Source organism: Streptomyces sp. NPDC053560, assembly GCF_044544605.1.
Lineage (GTDB): Bacteria > Actinomycetota > Actinomycetes > Streptomycetales > Streptomycetaceae > Streptomyces.
In genome coordinates this window covers 447,479-464,785 of record NZ_JBITXI010000007.1, presented here as the reverse complement: position 1 = coordinate 464,785, position 17,307 = coordinate 447,479, and the positions used below count along the sequence as shown (strand labels likewise).

Below are 17,307 nucleotides of genomic sequence, written 5' to 3'. Positions count from 1 at the left end.
GACCCGGATCCGGCACCACGATCGCCTCCACCCGCACCGGCTCACCCTTCCCCGGTGCGATGACTCCGCGTACTTCCTGCGCCATGGGAGCAGCCCCTTTCGATGATCACGTGCGGGACCCATACCGTACGCGCCCGGCGCATTCCCGCCCAGAGGCCTCGCCCCTGGACGAGCATGCATACCCGGCCGGAAACGGTTCCTCCCGCTCAGGCACCCGCCGGGGCCGGGCCCGCTGCCGGACCGTCCGCCGGGCCCTGGGCCGGGTGCTCCGCGACCTGCGTGTCACCCGGCACGCGGCGCCTGTCGTTGCGGCCGCCGCCCCGTACGAGGGCCACCGTGACCGCGGCGAGGACGCCGACGACGGAGAGGCCGATGAGACCGCCGCGAGTGGCCCCGTGGCGTCCTCCAACAGGCCGAAAGCGGTCGGTGAGACGGAAGCCGCCCAGATTGCCCGAAGCGCTCCATGAGCATGTTGCCGGGGACTTCGAAAAGGCGTACGCGACGAAGAACAGGGCCGCGCCGAAGCCGAACGCGCCGGTACTCCTTCACGTGCGGCTCCGGGGATCAGGGGGCCCCGCGGCGCTGCGGGGCTCCTGGAGGCGAGGGACGCCGGCGGGCGGCAGGGGGATTACCAGCGGGGCACGGCCGGCGTCGTCCACTCCGGGTCGGCGAGTCGCATGGCCGCCGCGTCGTCACGGTCGCGCTGGCTGCCGTCGTCGTCCAGCCAGCGCCGGTGCAGCGCGGCGAGCCGGTCACGGTCCAGCTCGACGCCCAGCCCCGGGGTGTCGGTGACCGCGACGGCGCCGCCTTCGAAGGTGAGCCGCTCGGTGAGCACGTCCTCGGTCTGCCAGGGGTAGTGGCTGTCGCAGGCGTGGTGGAGGTTGGGCACGGTGGCCGCGACGTGCGTCATGGCGGCGAGGCTGATGCCGAGGTGGGTGTTGGAGTGCATGGAGACGCCGACGCCGAAGGTGCGGCAGATCGCGGCCAGTTCGCGGGTGTTGCGCAGGCCGCCCCAGTAGTGGTGGTCGGAGAGGACGACCTGGACGGCGCCCCGCGTGAACGCCTCGGCGATCTCGTCGAAGGTCGTCACGCACATGTTGGTGGCGAGCGGGATCTCCGTACGGGCCGCGACCTCGGCCATGCGGCCGGTGGTGCTGGCCGGGTCCTCCAGGTACTCCAGGACGTCCTTCAGCTCCTCGGCGACCATCAGGGAGGTCTCCACCGACCAGGCGCCGTTCGGGTCCAGCCGCAGCGGCTTGCCGGGGAACTCCTCGGCCAGCGCCCGGATGGCGGCGATCTCCTCCTTCGGCTCGAAGACCCCGCCCTTGAGCTTGAACGAGCCGAAGCCGTAGGCGTCGGCGAGCTTCCGCGCCTGGGCGACGACGCCCGCCGGGTCGACGGCGGCGTCCCAGTCGTCGGCCTCGCCGCGGCCGCCGGGGTGTTCGGCCCAGCGGTAGAAGAGGTAGGCGCTGTAGTCGACGCGGTCGCGGACCTTGCCGCCGAGCAGCGCGTGCACCGGGAGCCCGGCGGCCTTGCCCCACGCGTCCAGGCAGGCGACCTCGAAGCCGGACAGGACGGAGAGCCGCAGCTTGTCGGCGGTCTGGACGCCTCGCAGGCCGCCGACGTCCACCGCGCCGGCGGCGGTCGCGTCCGGCGAGTCGCCGCAGACCTCGGCGGCCAGCACCGGCAGCGCGTTCAGCTCCGTGACCGAGCGGCCGGTGAGGGCCTCGGCCAGCGGGCGGGCGAGGTCGAGGTACTTGGTGTCGCCGTAGGTCTCGCCGAGGCCGGTGACGCCGCCCGCGGTGACCACCTCGACGATCAGCCGGGGGGTGTAGGGCTGGTGCACGCCCTGGGTGTTGAGCAGCGGCGGGTCGGCGACCAGGATCGGGGTGAGCCGTACCTCGGTGATGGCCAGGTCCGCGGCGGGCCGCGGGGGCGTCGTCGGGGTGCCGGTCATCGGGTGGCTCCTACCAGGTCGAGGCCGCGGTCCAGGAGCGCGGCGAGGTCGGTGAGATCGGTGGACGAGGGGTCGGTGAGCGGGGCGCGTACCGGGCCGACGGGCAGGCCGCGCAGCCGGGCCGCCGCCTTGACGAGCGACACGGCGTACCCGGGCACCCGGTCCCGCAGCTCTACAAAGGGGATGTAGAAACCGGTCAGCAGCTTCTCGACGGTGGCGTCGTCCCGCTCGCCGAGCGCCGTGAAGAAGGCGCGGGAGATCTCGGGCGCGAAGGCGTGCACGGCGGAGGAGTACGCGGTGACGCCCAGGCTCGCGTACTGCCGGGCCTGGAGTTCGGCGGTGGCCGCGCCGTTGAAGAACAGGAAACCGTCGGGCGCGGCGAGCTTGAGGCGCTGGAGCCGGTCCAGGTCGCTGTGGCCGTCCTTGAGCCCGATGACGCCGGGGATCTCCGCGATCCGGCGGACGCTCGCGGCGGTGAACGCGACGTGATCGCGCTGGTACGCGATCAGCGGGAGACGAGTACGGGAGGCGACCTCGCGCACCTGCGCGACCAGACCGTCCTGCGGGGCCTTGACGAGGTAGTGCGGCATCAGCAGCGCGGCGTCGGCCCCGGCCTCCTCGGCGATCCGGGCGAACCGGACGGCCTGCGGCCAGCCGTAGCCGACGCCCGCGACGACGGGGAGCCGTCCGCCCGCCGCCTCGACCGCGGCGCTGATCACCTGGCCGTACTCGGTCTCGTCCAGGGAGAAGAACTCGCCGGTGCCGCAGGCCGGGAAGAGCGCTCCGGGCCCGGCCGCGATCCGGCTCGCGAGGTAGTCGCGGTAGGCGGGCAGGTCCAGCGCGCCGTCGTCGGTGAAGGAGGTGAGCGGGAAGGACAGCACGCCGCGGGCCATGCCCGTGCGCAGCCGTTCGGTGACCGTCGGGTCCGGCATGAGGACTGTCTCCATATATAGATGGCGTCCACGGATGAGAATGGAGGCTAGAGATGCGCACCATCGGCGTCAATAGGCCCTGCATCCGTACGGAGCCACCGCCGCCGAAAGGCCCCGCACCCGTACGGGGCCGCCGTCGCCCGCCGCGGCTACCATCGGCCCATGTCGGAGAGGGGCGGCGGGGTCCGCGAAGTGAAGTCGGCGGCCCGCACCGTCGAGCTGCTGGAGGTGCTCGCGGCCCGCGGCGACCGCCCGGCCCGGCTGCGCGAGCTGGCCGAGGAGCTGGGCGTACCGCGCAGCAGCATGTACGCGCTGCTCCAGACCCTCATCGACCGCGGCTGGGTGCGCACCGACACCACCGGCTCGCTGTACGGCATCGGCATCCACGCCCTGCTCGCCGGCACCAGCTACCTCGACACCGACCCCCGGGTGCGGGCCGCGCGCCCGTACCTAGACGAGGCGTCCGAGGCGCTGGGCGAGACCGTGCACCTGGCCCGGCTGGACGGCCCGGACGTGGTCTACCTCGCCACCCGCGAGTCCCACGCGTACCTCCGGACCATCAGCCGGGACGGGCGCCGGCTGCCGGCCCACGCGAGCGCGCTCGGCAAGTCACTGCTCGCCGAGCGCCCGGATGACGAACTGCCGCTTCCGGGCGGTCCGTTGGAGTCGCTGACGGAGCGGACGCTCACCGACCGGGCGGCCCTGGTCGCCGACCTGGCCCGGGTTCGCGCCCGCGGCTACGCGATCGAGCGCGAGGAGGGCGTGGCAGGCATCGCGGGCTTCGGCTTCGCGTTGCGGTACGACCGGTACGAGCGGTACGACTCCCCCGCGACCGACGCGATCAGCGCCTCCGTCCCGGTCGTCCGGCTCAGCGAGGAGCACGAGCGGCGGATCGTCGCCGTCATGACCGAGGCGCGCGCGAAGATCGAGGCCGCCGCGCCGCGCGCACCGGGCGCGGGCGCGCCCGAGTGGCGCTGACGCCCCGCAACTCCGCTCCCACGCCCTCGGAACAACTTCTCTCCCACGCCCTCGAACTCCCCTCCCACGCCCTCACCATGCTTTGCCAAGCATTTAATCTCCGCGCGTAGATACGCAGAAGCAACGCCTGCTAGATCTACCGGGGTCCCCCTTTCCGCCCCACCCCGCAGGAGAAGTACATGCGTTTCCGCGCGCGCCTGGGCGCCCTCGCCGCCGCCACGGCCGTCGCCGCCACCACGGCGTTCGGCGTCGGCCAGGCCACCGCCGAGCACTCCGTCCCGCACTCGGACAAGGAGATACCGAACCTCACCCAGGTGCAGGACCGGATCAAGGCGTACTACGGCGACACCGTGACCGCCGACGGGGAGCACTACGCCTCCCCCAAGAGCAACTACGCCCGCCAGGTCCGCGGCATCGAGGCGAAGGCGCAGCGGTACCTGGACTCGGCCGCGCGGCACCACGGCGGCTCCGGCAAGCCCGCCATCGTGCTCGACATGGACGACACCACCCTGCTGACCTACAACTTCGAGCTGGAGATCGGCTTCGCCTTCGACGAGAAGGCCCAGGACGCGTACCTGAAGAGCCACGACATGGAGCCGGTCTTCGGGATGGACGCGCTGGTGAACCGCGCCCGCGCCAAGGGGTACGAGGTCTTCTTCGTCACCGGCCGCAAGGAGGCCCAGCGCGACTGGAGCGTCCGCAACCTCAAGAACGTCGGCTACGACGTCCCGCTGGACCGCGGCCACGTCTACCTCAAGGACAAGGAGCACCCGCCGGCCTACCTGCCCTGCGGCAGCACCTGCTCGACGATCGAGTACAAGGCGGGCACCCGGAAGCACATCGAGTCGCAGGGCTACGACATCGTGGCCAACTTCGGCGACCAGCACTCGGACCTGAAGGGCGGCTACGCGAACCTCACCTTCAAGCTGCCGAACCCGATGTACTACCTGCCCTGACCGGGGCCCGCTTCCGGGGCGCTGCCGGTGTCCGGGGCGTGGCCGGTGCCCGCGTCCGGGGCCGGGCGGCGCTTGGGGAGCGGCACCCGCATCAGGTCCCGGGCGACGGTCAGTTCGCCGTCGTAACCGGCCGCGCGGGCCTCGCGCTCGAATTCCGCGGGGTCCGCGTAGCGCTGTGAGAAGTGCGTGAGCACCAGGTGCCGGACGCCGGCGTCGCGCGCGACCTTGGCCGCCTGGCCCGCCGTCAGGTGGCCGTGCTCCTCGGCCAGCTGCCGGTCGCCGTCCAGGAACGTGGACTCGATGACGAGCATGTCGCAGCCCGCCGCCAGCTCGTGCGCACCGGCGCACAGCCGGGTGTCCATCACGAACGCGAACGACTGGCCCGGCCGTACCTCGCTGACCTCCTCCAGGGTGACCGTACGGCCGTCCTCACGGACGACCGAGCCCTCCCGGTTCAGCCGGCCGACCTCCGGTCCCGCGATGCCGTGCGCGGCCAGCCGCTCGGGCAGCATCCGCCGCCCGTCCGGCTCCTGGAGGCGGTAGCCGTAGGACTCGACGGGGTGCGAGAGGCGGCGCGCGGTGAGCGTGAAGGCCGACGTCTCGGCGAGCGTGCCGCCGTCACCGGACACCGGCTCCTGGCGCAGCCGCACGGTCTCCCGGTACGCCGTCGAATAGCGCAGCCGCTCGAAGAAGTGCGCCCCGCTCGCGGGGTAGTGCGCGGTGACCGGATGCGGCACCCGGTCCAGGTTGATCCGCTGGATCACCCCGGCCAGGCCGAGACTGTGGTCACCGTGGAAGTGCGTGACGCACAGCCGGTTCAGGTCGTGCGCGGCGACCCCGGCCCGCAGCATCTGGCGCTGCGTTCCCTCACCGGGGTCGAAGAGCAGCCCGGCACCGTCCCAGCGCAGCAGGTAGCCGTTGTGGTTGCGGTGCCGGGTGGGCACCTGGCTGGCGGTGCCGAGGACAACCAGTTCGCGTACGGACAAGGTGCTGATCCGCTCTCGTGGCCGTTATCCGGGGGGCCAGTTGAGGCCACGGCCGCCGAGTACGTGGGCGTGCGCGTGGAAGACGGTCTGGCCGGCGCCGGAGCCGGTGTTGAAGACGATGCGGAAGCCGGTGCCGTCGATCTTCTCCTCGGCCGCGACCTCACCCGCCTCGCGCAGCACGTCGGCGGCGATCTGCGGCTCGGCGGCGGCCAGCGACGCGGCGTCCGGGTGGTGCACCTTGGGGATCACCAGGATGTGGGTCGGCGCCTGGGGGTTGATGTCGCGGAAGGCGACGGTCGTCTCGGTCTCTCGGACGATCGTCGCGGGCACGTCGCCCGCCACGATCTTGCAGAACAGGCAGTCGGCCTGCGGTTCTCCCGCCACCGGAGCGCTCCTCACGGGTCGTCGGCTCGTACGACCCGCATCGTACCGACCGGGGGCGGGGAGACCGTCACTACCGTGCCACCCACGTGCCGGAACGGTCCTTCGCACCGTCACCCCGGTCGTCCTTGCCGTCCTTGCCCTCGTCCCACTTGCCTTCGTCCGACTTGCCGTCGTCGCCCTGGTCGTCCTCGTCCCACTTGCCGTCGTCGTTGCCGTCCTTGCCGTTCTCCCACTTACCGCCGTCGTCCTTGCCGCCGTCGTCCTTGCCGTCACCGTTCTTGCCGTCGTCCCACTTGCCGTCGTCGTCGCCCTGGTCGTCGTGGTGCCCGTGGTCGTGGTCGCCGTCGGGGCAGTCGTCGTTGCCGTCGCCGTTCCAGCCGTCGCCGTTCCAGCCGTCGTCGTTCTGGCCGCCGCCCCCGCCGTTGTCGTTCCCGTTGCCGTCCCCGTTGTCGCTGCCGCCACCGCCGCTGTTGCCGCCGCTGTCGCCGGGCTCGCTGCCGCTACCACCGCTGTCGCCGGGCTCGCTGCCGCCACCGCCGCCGCTGTTGCCGTCCTCGCCGCCGCCCCCGCTGTTGCCGTCGCGCGCGGGCCGGGAGGTGGAGCCTTCGTTCGGCCGGTCCGTGCTGCCGGAGGCCGGGGCGTTGCAGTTGCCGATGGTGTTCGTACGGAAGATCACCCGGTCGTCGACCCTGGCGACCATGTCACTGCCCTCCACGCACCGGCCGCTGACCTCCCTCGTCACATTGCCGGTGAGGCTGATCCGCTCGCCCCTGACGGTCTGGCCCTGGCAGCTGACCCGGGCGCGGCCCGTCGCCACGGGGGCGGTGCCGGCCGTCCCCCTGGGTGCCGGTTCGCCGCCGTTGGGCGCCGACGCCGTACAGCTCAGCCAGCTCACGTTGACGCTCTCCCACTCCAGCGCCCGCGTCGCCTGGCGGTCCGTCGTCACCGCTATCGCGGATGTGTTGGAGTAACCGGTGGGCTCGCACGCCGCTGTTCCGACGGCCACCGCACTTGCGGCACCCGCCGCTGCCAACGCCCGTAACCAACGGCCCCGCACGCGTCCCTTCATGCCCCGCAGCGTGCCATCGGGGCCGCGCGGCCCGACAGGCCCGCTCCGGCCAACTCCGCGCGGCGCTGCCCCGACCACGCCGATCATCACTAACCTGGGCCGCGAAGAGTCAAGTTCCGCCACCTACGGGAGCGACCCACCATGGCAACGACGCGCACGGCCAAGACCCACTGGGAAGGCAACCTGATGGAGGGCAAGGGCCAGGTGGCCCTGGACTCCTCCAAGGTCGGTACGTACGACGTGAGCTGGCCGGCCCGCGCCGAGGAGCCGGGCGGAAAGACCAGCCCCGAGGAGCTGATCGCCGCGGCCCACTCCTCCTGCTACTCGATGGCCTTCTCGCACGGCCTGGCGGGCAAGGGCTACACCGTCGAATCGGTCGACACCAAGGCCGATGTCACCTTCCAGCCGGGCGAGGGCATCACCGCCATCGCACTGACCGTGCAGGCAAAGGTCCCCGGCCTGTCCGAGGACGACTTCCAGGCGGCCGCCGAGGACGCCAAGAAGAACTGCCCGGTCAGCCAGGCGCTGGCGGGCGTCAAGAACATCACGCTCAACGCCACGCTGATCTGAGGCCGCGGGGCCGTACGGGCCCCGCTGCGCTCAGTCCCAGCGGCCCGTACGGCCCAGCAGCAGCGCCGTGGCGGCCGTGCCGGCGGTGGAGGTGCGCAGCACGCTCGCGCCGAGCCGGTACGGCTTCGCCCCGGCCGCCGCGAACATTTCCAACTCCTCGGGGGACACCCCGCCCTCGGGCCCGACGACGAGCACGATGCCGCCGTCGGCGGGGAGTTCGGCGCGGGCCAGCGGCTCACTGCCTTCCTCGTGGAGCACGGCGGCGAAGGCGGCACCGCTCAGCAGCTCCGCCACGTCCTTCGTCGAGGCCGCCGCCGCGACCTCCGGGAACGTCAGGCGCCTGGCCTGCTTCCCGGCCTCCCGGGCGGTGTTGCGCCACTTCGTCAGCGACTTGGTGCCCCGCTCGCCCTTCCACTGCGTCACACAACGGGACGCCTGCCACGGCACGATCGCGTCCACGCCGGTCTCGGTCATGGTCTCCACGGCCAGTTCGCCGCGGTCGCCCTTGGGCAGCGCCTGCACGACCGTGATGCGGGGCAGCGGCGCCTCCTCGGTCCGTACGTCCGTCACCGCGACGTCGAGACGGTCCTTGCCCTCGACCGCGGCGACCGTCCCGTACGCGCCCCGTCCCGAGCCGTCGGTCAGCACGATCTCCTCGCCGACGCGCAGCCGCCGTACGGACACCGCGTGGCGTCCCTCGGGGCCGTCCAGGGTGAGGGCAGCGCCCGGCGCGGCGCCGGCCAGCGAGTCGACGAGGAAGACCGGGGCGGTCACGAGGCACTCCCAAGAGGTCCGGATCCGGCGGGGCCGGTGGGGTTCGATACGGCGCGCGCCGCGGCCAGTTCGGCCGCGAGCACCTCCATCAGCTCGGCGGCGGGCAGCCGCCGGGCCAGCCGGTGACCCTGGCCCGCCCACAGGCTCATGGCCTGCGGATCGCCGGCCTTGGCCGCGGCCTTGCGTACCGGGGAGGTGAGGAGGTGGACGGCCGGGTAGGCGGCCGGCGCGTACGGGCCGTGTTCGCGCAGGAAACGGTTGGCCAGCCCGCGGGCCGGGCGCCCGGAGAACGCCCGGGTCAGCTCGGTGCGCGTGTACAGCGGGTCGGTCAGCGCCTGCTTGTGCAGCGGGTGGGCGCCGGACTCGGGGCAGGCCAGGAAGGCCGTACCGAGCTGCGCGGACGCCGCGCCGGCCGCCAGTACGGCGGCGATCTGCGCGCCGCGCATCAGACCGCCCGCCGCGATGATGGGCAGCCGCACCGCCTCACGGACCTCGGCGATCAGCGCCAGCAGGCCGACGCCCGCGCCGGCGCCGTCGCTCTGCGGGTCGTCGCGGTGGGTGCCCTGGTGGCCGCCCGCCTCTATGCCCTGCACGCACACGGCGTCGGCGCCGGCCGCCTGCGCGGCGCGCGCCTCGGCGGCCGTGGTGACGGTCACGACGGTGTACGTGCCCACCCTGGCCAGGGACTCCACGGTCTCGGCGGTGGGGCAGCCGAAGGTGAACGAGACGACCGGCACCGGGTCCTCGCGGAGGATGGCGAGCTTGGCCTCGTACCCGTCGTCGGCGGCGCCCCGGGGGTCGCCGAGCGCGGTCCTGTACCAGTCGGCCTCGCCCGCGAGCTGGTCGCGGTAGACGTCGACGGCCGCGTCTTCGGCGAGCTCCGGATGCGGCATGAAGAGGTTCACGCCGAAGGGCCGGCCGGTCATCCCGCGCAGCCGCTCGATCTCCTGGTACATGCCGTCGGCCGTCTTGTAGCCCGCGGCGAGGAAGCCCAGGCCGCCCGCCCCGTTCACAGCCGCGGCCAGCTCGGGGCACGAGGCGCCGCCGGCCATGGGAGCCTGCACGATCGGGTGAGCGCTCAGCTCGGTCAGCGCGGTGGGCATGCCCATATCGTGTCACGCGTCACGGCCGCCCCCGAATCGGGGGCGGCCGTGCCCCGTACACACCAACGGCTGCTACCGGCCGTTGAACGCATCCTTCAGCCGCGAGAACAAGCCCTGCTGCCCGGGCTGGCTGTGCCTGCCCGGGGGACGACCCCCGAACCCCCGGCCCAATGCCTACCGGCCGTTGAACGCATCCTTCAGCCGCGAGAACAAGCCCTGCTGCCCGGGCTGGAACTGCCCGGTCGGGCGCTCCTCGCCGCGGAGCTTGGCGAGCCGGGTCAGCAGCTCCTCCTGCTCGGCGTCGAGCTTGCCCGGGGTCTGCACCTCGACGTGGACGACCAGGTCGCCGCGGCCGCCGCCGCGCAGGTGCGTGATGCCGCAGCCGTGCAGCGGGATGGACTGGCCGGACTGGGTGCCGGGCCGGATGTCGACGTCGCGTACCCCGTCCAGCGTCTCCAGCGGACACTTCGTGCCCAGCGCCGCCGCGGTCATCGGGATCGTGACCGTGCAGTGCAGGTCGTCGCCGCGCCGCTGGAAGACCGGGTGCGCGACCTCGTGGATCTCGACGTAGAGGTCACCGGCCGGGCCGCCGCCGGGGCCGACCTCGCCCTCGCCCGCGAGCTGGATGCGGGTGCCGTTGTCGACACCGGCCGGGATCTTGACCGTGAGCGTGCGGCGGGACCGGATGCGGCCGTCGCCCGCGCACTCGGGGCACGGGGTCGGTACGACCGTGCCGAACCCCTGGCACTGCGGGCAGGGCCGCGAGGTCATGACCTGGCCCAGGAAGGACCGGGTGACCTGCGAGACCTCGCCACGACCGCGGCACATGTCACAGGTCTGCGCGGAGGTGCCGGGCGCGGCGCCCTCGCCGGAGCAGGTCGTACACACGACCGCCGTGTCGACCTGGATGTCCTTGGTCGTGCCGAACGCGGCCTCGTGCAGCTCCACGTCCAGCCGGATCATGGCGTCCTGGCCGCGGCGGGTGCGCGAGCGCGGCCCGCGCTGCGACGCCGTGCCGAAGAACGCGTCCATGATGTCGGAGAAGTTGCCGAAGCCCGCGCCGAAGCCGGCACCGGCGCCGCCGCCCTGGGAGTTCGGGTCCCCGCCGAGGTCGTAGACCTGCTTCTTCTGCGGGTCCGACAGCACCTCGTAAGCGGCGTTGATCTCCTTGAACCGCTCCTGGGTCTTGGGATCCGGGTTCACATCCGGGTGCAGCTCGCGCGCCAGCCGCCGGAAAGCCTTCTTGATCTGGTCCTGCGAGGCGTCGCGACTGACACCGAGGACCGTGTAGTAGTCCGTGGCCACTTACGACTCCGCGAGGATCTGTCCGACGTAACGTGCCACTGCGCGTACCGCTCCCATCGTTCCGGGGTAGTCCATGCGGGTCGGTCCGACCACGCCGAGTTTGGCGACTGCCTCGTCGCCCGAACCGTAGCCGACGGCGACGACCGATGTGGAAGTGAGGCCCTCGTGAGCGTTCTCGTGCCCGATGCGCACGGTCATGCTCGAGTCCTTGGCCTCTCCCAGCAGCTTGAGGAGCACGACCTGCTCCTCCAGCGCCTCCAGCACCGGCCGGATCGTCAGCGGGAAATCATGACCGAAGCGCGTGAGATTGGCGGTACCGCCGATCATCAGCCGCTCCTCGGTCTCCTCCACCAGAGTCTCCAGCAACACCGACAGCACTGTCGAGACCGTGCCCCGGTCCTCCGTCTCGAAGGACTCGGGCAGGTCCTGCACCAGTTGCGGCACGTCCGTGAACCGGCGTCCCACGACACGGCTGTTGAGCCGCGCCCGCAGGTCCGCCAGGGACGTTTCGCCGAACGGCGCGGGGCAGTCGATCATGCGCTGCTCGACCCGCCCGGTATCGGTGATCAGGACGAGCATGAGCCGCGCGGGCGCCAGCGACAGCAGTTCCACGTGCCGGACGGTGGACCGGGTCAGCGAGGGGTACTGCACCACCGCGACCTGCCGGGTCAGCTGCGCGAGCAGCCGGACCGTACGGGCCACGACGTCGTCGAGGTCCACCGCGCTGTCGAGGAAGCTGTGGATCGCCTTGCGCTCGGGACCCGACAGCGGCTTGACGGCCGCCAGCTTGTCGACGAACAGGCGGTAGCCCTTGTCGGTGGGGATTCGGCCGGCGCTCGTGTGAGGCTGGGCGATGAAGCCCTCGTCCTCCAGCGCGGCCATGTCGTTGCGGACGGTGGCGGGAGAGACGCCGAGCTGGTGGCGCTCCGTGAGCGCCTTGGAGCCGACGGGCTCCTCGGTGCCGACGTAGTCCTGGACGATGGCACGCAGTACTTCGAGTCTGCGTTCGCTGAGCATCGCGCACACCTCCAGTCCCGTGCTCTCGCCGGGCCGTTCGCGGCCCGTCCGTCCGAGGCGGCCCGGCCGGCCGCCCCTGGCACTCGACCTGTCCGAGTGCCAAACCCCGTCCAGTGTACGGCCGGGTAGCACGGCCGGGGCAAGGCCGGGCGACACGGCTCGCGGCCCGGCGGGCCACCGTATCGCGCCGAGGCCGGTCCGTGTCCCCGGGATCGGCCCAGGTCAGCCGGGCGGCCGCGCGCGATTTCCCGGTATACGGGCTAGCGTCGCGGTATGCGCACGACTTGGGAAGAGGCTGGGTGGGAGCGGCTCGCGGACGGCGTCGCGCGGCGCCGGCTGCCGACCTGGGACGCCACCGTCGGCATCGTGGCCGGCACCACCGGCGTTCTCCTGATCGACACCGGGTCCGGGCTGCGCGAGGGCGCCGAGCTGCGCCGCCAGGTGCGCGACGTCCTGGGCCGTGAGGTGACGCACATCGTGCTCACCCATCCGCACTTCGATCACGTGCTGGGCACCGCGGCGTTCGCGGGAGTGACGGTTTTCGGGCCGACCGGACTGGGCGAGCTGCTGCGCCGCGAGCCGGAGGCGCTGGCCGGCGACGCGGTACGGAACGGGGCCGACCCGGAGGCGACGGCGGTGGCCGTGGACACCCTCGTCGTCCCCGATCACCCGATCTGCGGGGAGCGGACCCTCGACCTGGGCGACCGCCGCGTGCTGCTGGCGAACGTCGGACCCGGGCACACCGCGCACGATCTGGCGGTCTGCGTGCGGTGCGGGCCGGGTGAGCCGGAGATCGTCTTCTGCGGCGACCTCGTCGAGGAGTCGGGGGAACCACAGGCCGGGCCGGACGCGCTCCCCGCCTGCTGGCCGGCCGCGCTGGACCGGCTGCTCTCCCTCGGCGGCGAGGACGCGCGGTACGTGCCCGGCCACGGAGCCGTCGTGGATGCCCGCTTCGTCCGCGCCCAGCGCGACGAGCTGGCCCGCCGCTTCGGCGTGTCGCCCGGCTAGCCCACCCGGGGGACGCCCGGCCCGCATATCGTCTGTCGAATGCGCAGCAGAGAATACGGCCCCGACCTGACCCCTCCCTGGAAGAAGCAGCGCCCCGCGCCCGAGGTGCCGGCCGAGCCCGACCTCGTCGTGGAGGAGGTCGCCACGGGTTTCTGCGGGGCCGTCATCCGCTGCGAGAAGACCGCCGAGGGTCCGACCGTCACCCTGGAGGACCGCTTCGGCAAGCACCGGGTCTTCCCGATGACGCCCCGCGGCTTTCTGCTGGAGGGCAAGGTCGTCACTCTCGTACGCCCCTCCGCCGCGTCCGCGCGCCCCCGGGGTCCGCAGCGCACCGCCTCCGGTTCCCTCGCCGTCCCCGGTGCCCGCGCCCGCGTCGCCCGCGCCGGCCGCATCTACGTCGAGGGCCGCCACGACGCGGAGCTGGTGGAACGCGTCTGGGGCGACGACCTGCGCATCGAGGGCGTCGTCGTGGAGTACCTGGAAGGCGTCGACGACCTGCCCTCGATCGTCGGCTCCTTCTCCCCCGGCCCGGACGCCCGGCTCGGCGTCCTCGTCGACCACCTCGTGCCCGGCTCCAAGGAGTCCCGGATCGCCGCCTCGGTCACGGACGCGAACGTCCTGATCGTCGGCCACCCCTACATCGACATCTGGGAAGCCGTGAAGCCCGCCTCCGTCGGTATCCCCGCCTGGCCGTCGGTCCCCCGCGGCCAGGACTGGAAGACGGGCGTGTGCCGGGCACTGGGCTGGCCGGAGAACACGGGCGCCGCCTGGCAGCGCATCCTCGCCTCGGTCCACTCTTACAAGGATCTGGAGCCGGCGCTGCTGGGACGGGTCGAGGAACTGATCGACTTCGTCACGGCACCGGCGGACTGACCCCGACCGGGGTCAGTCGACCAGGTCCCGCACCACCGCGTCCGCCAGCAGCCGGCCGCGCAGGGTCAGGACGGCCCGGCCTGCCTCGTAAGGGGCCGGGTCCAGGAGGCCGTCGGCCAGGGCCTTCTCCGCCGCGGCGAGGCCGTCGGGGCGGAGCAGGGACAGCGGGCACCCGGCCGCCAGCCGCAGTTCCAGGAGGATGCGTTCGACGCGGCGGTCCTCGGCCGACAGGACCTCGCGGCCCGCGCCCGGGGTGCGGCCCTCGGAGAGTGCCTGGGCGTACGCGCCGGGGTGCTTCACGTTCCACCAGCGGACGCCGCCGACGTGGCTGTGCGCGCCGGGGCCCGCGCCCCACCAGTCCGCGCCGGTCCAGTACAGCTCGTTGTGGCGGCAGCGGGCCGGGGCCGAGGTGGCCCAGTTGGAGACCTCGTACCAGGTGAAGCCCGCCGCGCTCAGGGCCTCCTCGGCGATGAGGTAGCGGTCGGCGTGCTCGTCGTCGTCCGTCATCGGGACCTCGCCGCGGCGGATGCGGCGGGCGAGCTGGGTGCCCTCCTCGACGATGAGCGCGTACGCGGACACGTGGTCGGGGCCTGCGCCGACGGCCGCGTCCAGAGTGGCCCGCCAGTCGTCGTCGGACTCGCCGGGCGTGCCGTAGATCAGGTCGAGGTTGACGTGGTCGAAGCCGGCGGCGCGGGCCTCGGCCACGCAGGCCTCGGGGCGGCCCGGGGTGTGCGTGCGGTCGAGGATCTTCAGGACGTGCTGCTTGGCGCTCTGCATGCCGAAGGAGACCCGGTTGAAGCCGCCGGCGCGGAGCTCCGCGAGGTAGCGCGGGTCGACGGACTCCGGGTTCGCCTCGGTGGTGATCTCCGCGTCCGGCGTGAAGCCGAATTCGTCGCGGATGGCGGCGAGCATGCGGGAGAGATCGGCCGCAGGCAGCAGCGTGGGCGTGCCGCCGCCGACGAAGACCGTCTCGACGCGCCGGGGGTCGGCGCCGAGAACCTTGCGGGCCTGCCGGATCTCCTCGATCAGCGTGTCGGCGTAGTTCTCGCGCGAGGCGAGGGCGCCGCCGGAGCCGCGCAGCTCGTTCGCGGTGTAGGTGTTGAAGTCGCAGTATCCGCAGCGGGTCGCGCAGTACGGCACGTGCAGATAGAACCCGAGGGGCCGCTCGCCCGCTCCGGCCAGGGCGGAGGCGGGCAGCGCCCCGTCCTCGGGCAGGGGCTCGCCGTCGGGGAGTGCAGAAGGCATGCCTCCATTGTCCGGTACCCGGCGAGTGCCCTCTCCCCCGTGCCCCTACGGCCGCAGCGCCTGGAGGACCAGCAGCGCCAGGTCGTCGTCGGGCGGGGTCGGCGCGAAGGCGTGCACCCGGCTCCTGAGGTGCTCGGCGACGCCGTCGGCGCCCAGCCCCGCGCACTCCGCGAAGGCGCGCACGAGGCCGTCCTCGTCGTCGAAGAGCCGCCCGGCCGAGCGGCGCTCGGTCACGCCGTCGGTGACGCACAGCAGCGTCTCCCCGGGCGCGAGCTCGAAGGTCTCGGTCTCGTACGCCGTGTCCTCCAGGACGCCGAGCAGCATCTGCGGCTCGGCGACCGCCCGTACCGTGCCGTCCGTGCCGAGGACCAGCGGCAGCGGGTGGCCGGCGCTGGCGATCGTGCAGCGGGCGCCCCCGGCGCCGCCCTCGTGCGGCACGATCTCGCCGTACAGCAGAGACAGGAAACGGGCCTGCTCGCTCTCCTCGCGGTAGCCGGGCCGCATGTCCGCCTCGGGGCCGGCCTCGACCACCGCGGCGGCCACCGCGGCGACGGAGTCGGCGGCCTCCATCGCGACCGTACGGTTCAGCCGGTCCAGCACCTCGCCGACGCCGTATCCCTCGCGGGCCAGCAGCCGCAGCACCGGGCGGGCCAGGCCGGTGACGGCCGCCGCCTCCGGGCCGCTGCCGCAGACGTCGCCGAGCATGAAGCACCAGCGACCGGGCGCCGACTGGAAGAGGTCCCAGAAGTCGCCGCCGGCCCAGGCGCCCTCGCGCGGCTCGTACACCACGGCCGAGGCCACGCCCGGTACGTCGGCGCGCCGCCCCGGCAGCAGCCTGCGCTGCAGCACCCGGCTGATGCGTTCCTGGCGGGTGTAGGCGTCGGCGGTCGCGATGGACCTGGCCACCCGGCCCGACAGGTCCTCGATGAGCGAGACCACCTCGTCGGGGAAGCGCACGATGCCGGCCCGGCCGATCAGCAGCGTGCCGTACTGGCGCACGCCCGAGACCAGCGGGCAGGCCAGGGCCGCGCCGCCGGGGCCGAAGCCGCTGGGCTCGCCGGGCCACGGCCAGGGCCCGGCGCCCGTGGTCTGGCCGTCGACGCCGCGGCCGGTCAGCACCGGCGGGTCCTTCACCAGCAGCTCGCGCAGGCCTTCGATGCGGCTCTCCGTGGCGTGCCAGACGCGGGCCAGGCGGGGCGCGCCGAAGTCGCCGCCGTCGTCCAGCCAGACCGCGCACCAGTCGGCCATCCGCGGCACGATCAGCTGCGCGACCAGCGCGGCCACCTGATCCGCGTCCAGCTGCCCGCTGAGCAGGTCGGAGGCCTCGGCGAGGAAGGACAGCGCGCCGTGGTTGAGCCGTTCGACCTCGCAGCGGCGGAGCGCGGCCCGCTGCGGCCCGGGCGACATCAGGACGGTGGCCTGTCCGCCCGGCGCCGCGCCGTCCGCGTCGAAGGCCTCCACCGGCGGTTCGTACACCGTCTCCGGCGAGTCCGCGGTCACCCGGAACCACACGGTCTTCAGCGTGCGCCGGTAGGTGATGCCCCAGGCGTCGGCCAGCGCGCCGACCAGCTGCAGTCCGCGGCCTGCGCCCTCGGCGGTCACGGCGTCGTGCCGGCCGCGCACCGGGCGGGCCGGATGGTGGTCGGAGACCTCGACGACCACGGCGGTGTGCGGGCCGTCCTCGTCCAGCCGGCAGAGCAGCTCGACGGCGGTCCCGGCGTGCACGACGGCGTTGGTGACCAGCTCGCTCGCGAGCAGTTCGGCCTCGTCGGCGGTGCGCTCGGTGAGGTGCTGCGCGCCGGGCAGCCCGCGGGCGATCCAGTCGGCCAGCGTCGTACGGACCAACTGCCGGGCGGCGCGCGCCGCGATGGGCGAGCCGGGCAGCCCGACGGTGCGGGAGGTCTCGCCTCCGTATGCGCCCTCGGCGCGTTGTCGACCACCCCCGCCGGTGTCGTCGGCGGCCTCGGTGTGCTCCCGGACGGGCAGGGCGTCGGGCCGCGCCGCGGTCCGCCTGCGCACCACGTCGGTTTCCGACGGAGTTGTCGTCCCCATTGAGCACTCCCGAGCAGTTCCGCAATAGCGCCGATTGCGCCATTGCCAGGGTGACAGACTGAGCCCACCCATTCGCACCGAGTTACTGAAGTGGGTCA

At 73.2% G+C, this 17,307-nt stretch carries 16 protein-coding genes; 5 read left to right on the top strand and 11 right to left on the bottom strand.

The genetic code is table 11. The annotated features are described in order from the left end of the window. Positions 1 to 628 precede the first annotated feature (628 nt). Both ACIGQF_RS19790 and ACIGQF_RS19785 read right to left on the bottom strand, forming a co-directional pair. Positions 629 to 1,957: a glucarate dehydratase family protein gene (locus ACIGQF_RS19790; RefSeq protein ID WP_399711658.1), complete on the bottom strand. Its 1,329-nt coding sequence runs from the start codon at positions 1,955 to 1,957 to the stop codon at positions 629 to 631. Then, entirely contained in the window at positions 1,954 to 2,889 is a 936-nt protein-coding gene (locus tag ACIGQF_RS19785; protein WP_399711656.1) for a 5-dehydro-4-deoxyglucarate dehydratase, read from the bottom strand. The genes ACIGQF_RS19790 and ACIGQF_RS19785 overlap by 4 nt, the downstream gene beginning before the upstream one ends. Positions 2,890 to 3,051: 162 nt before the next feature. Here ACIGQF_RS19785 and ACIGQF_RS19780 point away from each other — a divergent pair, with 162 nt between their 5' ends. Continuing rightward, on the top strand, positions 3,052 to 3,867 hold the full coding sequence (locus ACIGQF_RS19780; protein ID WP_399711654.1) for an IclR family transcriptional regulator: 816 nt from the start codon (positions 3,052 to 3,054) through the stop codon (positions 3,865 to 3,867). A 179-nt stretch (positions 3,868 to 4,046) separates the two neighbouring features. Beyond that, on the top strand, positions 4,047 to 4,823 hold the full coding sequence (locus ACIGQF_RS19775; protein WP_399711652.1) for an HAD family acid phosphatase: 777 nt from the start codon (positions 4,047 to 4,049) through the stop codon (positions 4,821 to 4,823). Here the strand turns inward: ACIGQF_RS19775 and ACIGQF_RS19770 are convergent. From ACIGQF_RS19770 to ACIGQF_RS19760, 3 genes are all read right to left on the bottom strand, one after another. Beyond that, positions 4,811 to 5,809 carry a ribonuclease Z gene (locus tag ACIGQF_RS19770; RefSeq protein ID WP_399711650.1) on the bottom strand — a complete coding sequence of 333 codons (999 nt, stop codon included), beginning with the start codon at positions 5,807 to 5,809 and terminating at the stop codon, positions 4,811 to 4,813. The genes ACIGQF_RS19775 and ACIGQF_RS19770 overlap by 13 nt on opposite strands. Positions 5,810 to 5,833: 24 nt before the next feature. Continuing rightward, a complete protein-coding gene (locus ACIGQF_RS19765; protein ID WP_399711648.1) occupies positions 5,834 to 6,193 on the bottom strand; it encodes a histidine triad nucleotide-binding protein in 360 nt (119 codons plus the stop codon). A 70-nt stretch (positions 6,194 to 6,263) separates the two neighbouring features. Continuing rightward, positions 6,264 to 7,199 carry a hypothetical protein gene (locus tag ACIGQF_RS19760; RefSeq protein ID WP_399711646.1) on the bottom strand — a complete coding sequence of 312 codons (936 nt, stop codon included), beginning with the start codon at positions 7,197 to 7,199 and terminating at the stop codon, positions 6,264 to 6,266. Between the two features lie 204 nt (positions 7,200 to 7,403). Between ACIGQF_RS19760 and ACIGQF_RS19755 the strand changes: the two genes are divergently transcribed. Next, positions 7,404 to 7,832 carry an OsmC family protein gene (locus tag ACIGQF_RS19755; protein WP_399711644.1) on the top strand — a complete coding sequence of 143 codons (429 nt, stop codon included), beginning with the start codon at positions 7,404 to 7,406 and terminating at the stop codon, positions 7,830 to 7,832. 30 nt (positions 7,833 to 7,862) lie between these two features. On the opposite strand, the gene ACIGQF_RS19750 is transcribed toward ACIGQF_RS19755, so the two are convergent. From ACIGQF_RS19750 to hrcA, 4 genes are all read right to left on the bottom strand, one after another. After that, entirely contained in the window at positions 7,863 to 8,606 is a 744-nt protein-coding gene (locus ACIGQF_RS19750) for a 16S rRNA (uracil(1498)-N(3))-methyltransferase (protein ID WP_399711642.1), read from the bottom strand. After that, a complete protein-coding gene (locus ACIGQF_RS19745) occupies positions 8,603 to 9,709 on the bottom strand; it encodes a nitronate monooxygenase (RefSeq protein ID WP_399711640.1) in 1,107 nt (368 codons plus the stop codon). Before ACIGQF_RS19745 ends, ACIGQF_RS19750 begins: the two co-directional genes overlap by 4 nt. 174 nt (positions 9,710 to 9,883) lie before the next feature. After that, positions 9,884 to 11,014, bottom strand: a complete 1,131-nt coding sequence (gene dnaJ, locus ACIGQF_RS19740) for a molecular chaperone DnaJ (RefSeq protein WP_399711638.1) — start codon at positions 11,012 to 11,014, stop codon at positions 9,884 to 9,886. After that, positions 11,015 to 12,031, bottom strand: coding sequence for a heat-inducible transcriptional repressor HrcA (hrcA, locus tag ACIGQF_RS19735; RefSeq protein ID WP_361557507.1), 1,017 nt, complete (start codon positions 12,029 to 12,031; stop codon positions 11,015 to 11,017). It lies immediately after the preceding gene. A 273-nt stretch (positions 12,032 to 12,304) separates the two neighbouring features. Here hrcA and ACIGQF_RS19730 point away from each other — a divergent pair, with 273 nt between their 5' ends. Together ACIGQF_RS19730 and ACIGQF_RS19725 are read left to right on the top strand one after the other, a co-directional pair. Beyond that, complete coding sequence (locus ACIGQF_RS19730; protein ID WP_399711635.1) at positions 12,305 to 13,039, top strand: MBL fold metallo-hydrolase; 735 nt, start codon at positions 12,305 to 12,307, stop codon at positions 13,037 to 13,039. A 39-nt stretch (positions 13,040 to 13,078) separates the two neighbouring features. Further along, positions 13,079 to 13,912 carry a DUF3097 domain-containing protein gene (locus tag ACIGQF_RS19725; RefSeq protein ID WP_399711633.1) on the top strand — a complete coding sequence of 278 codons (834 nt, stop codon included), beginning with the start codon at positions 13,079 to 13,081 and terminating at the stop codon, positions 13,910 to 13,912. 12 nt (positions 13,913 to 13,924) lie between these two features. On the opposite strand, the gene hemW is transcribed toward ACIGQF_RS19725, so the two are convergent. Continuing rightward, on the bottom strand, positions 13,925 to 15,157 hold the full coding sequence (gene hemW, locus ACIGQF_RS19720) for a radical SAM family heme chaperone HemW (protein WP_399711631.1): 1,233 nt from the start codon (positions 15,155 to 15,157) through the stop codon (positions 13,925 to 13,927). A 45-nt stretch (positions 15,158 to 15,202) separates the two neighbouring features. After that, positions 15,203 to 17,209, bottom strand: coding sequence for a SpoIIE family protein phosphatase (locus ACIGQF_RS19715; protein ID WP_399711629.1), 2,007 nt, complete (start codon positions 17,207 to 17,209; stop codon positions 15,203 to 15,205). Positions 17,210 to 17,307 lie beyond the last annotated feature (98 nt).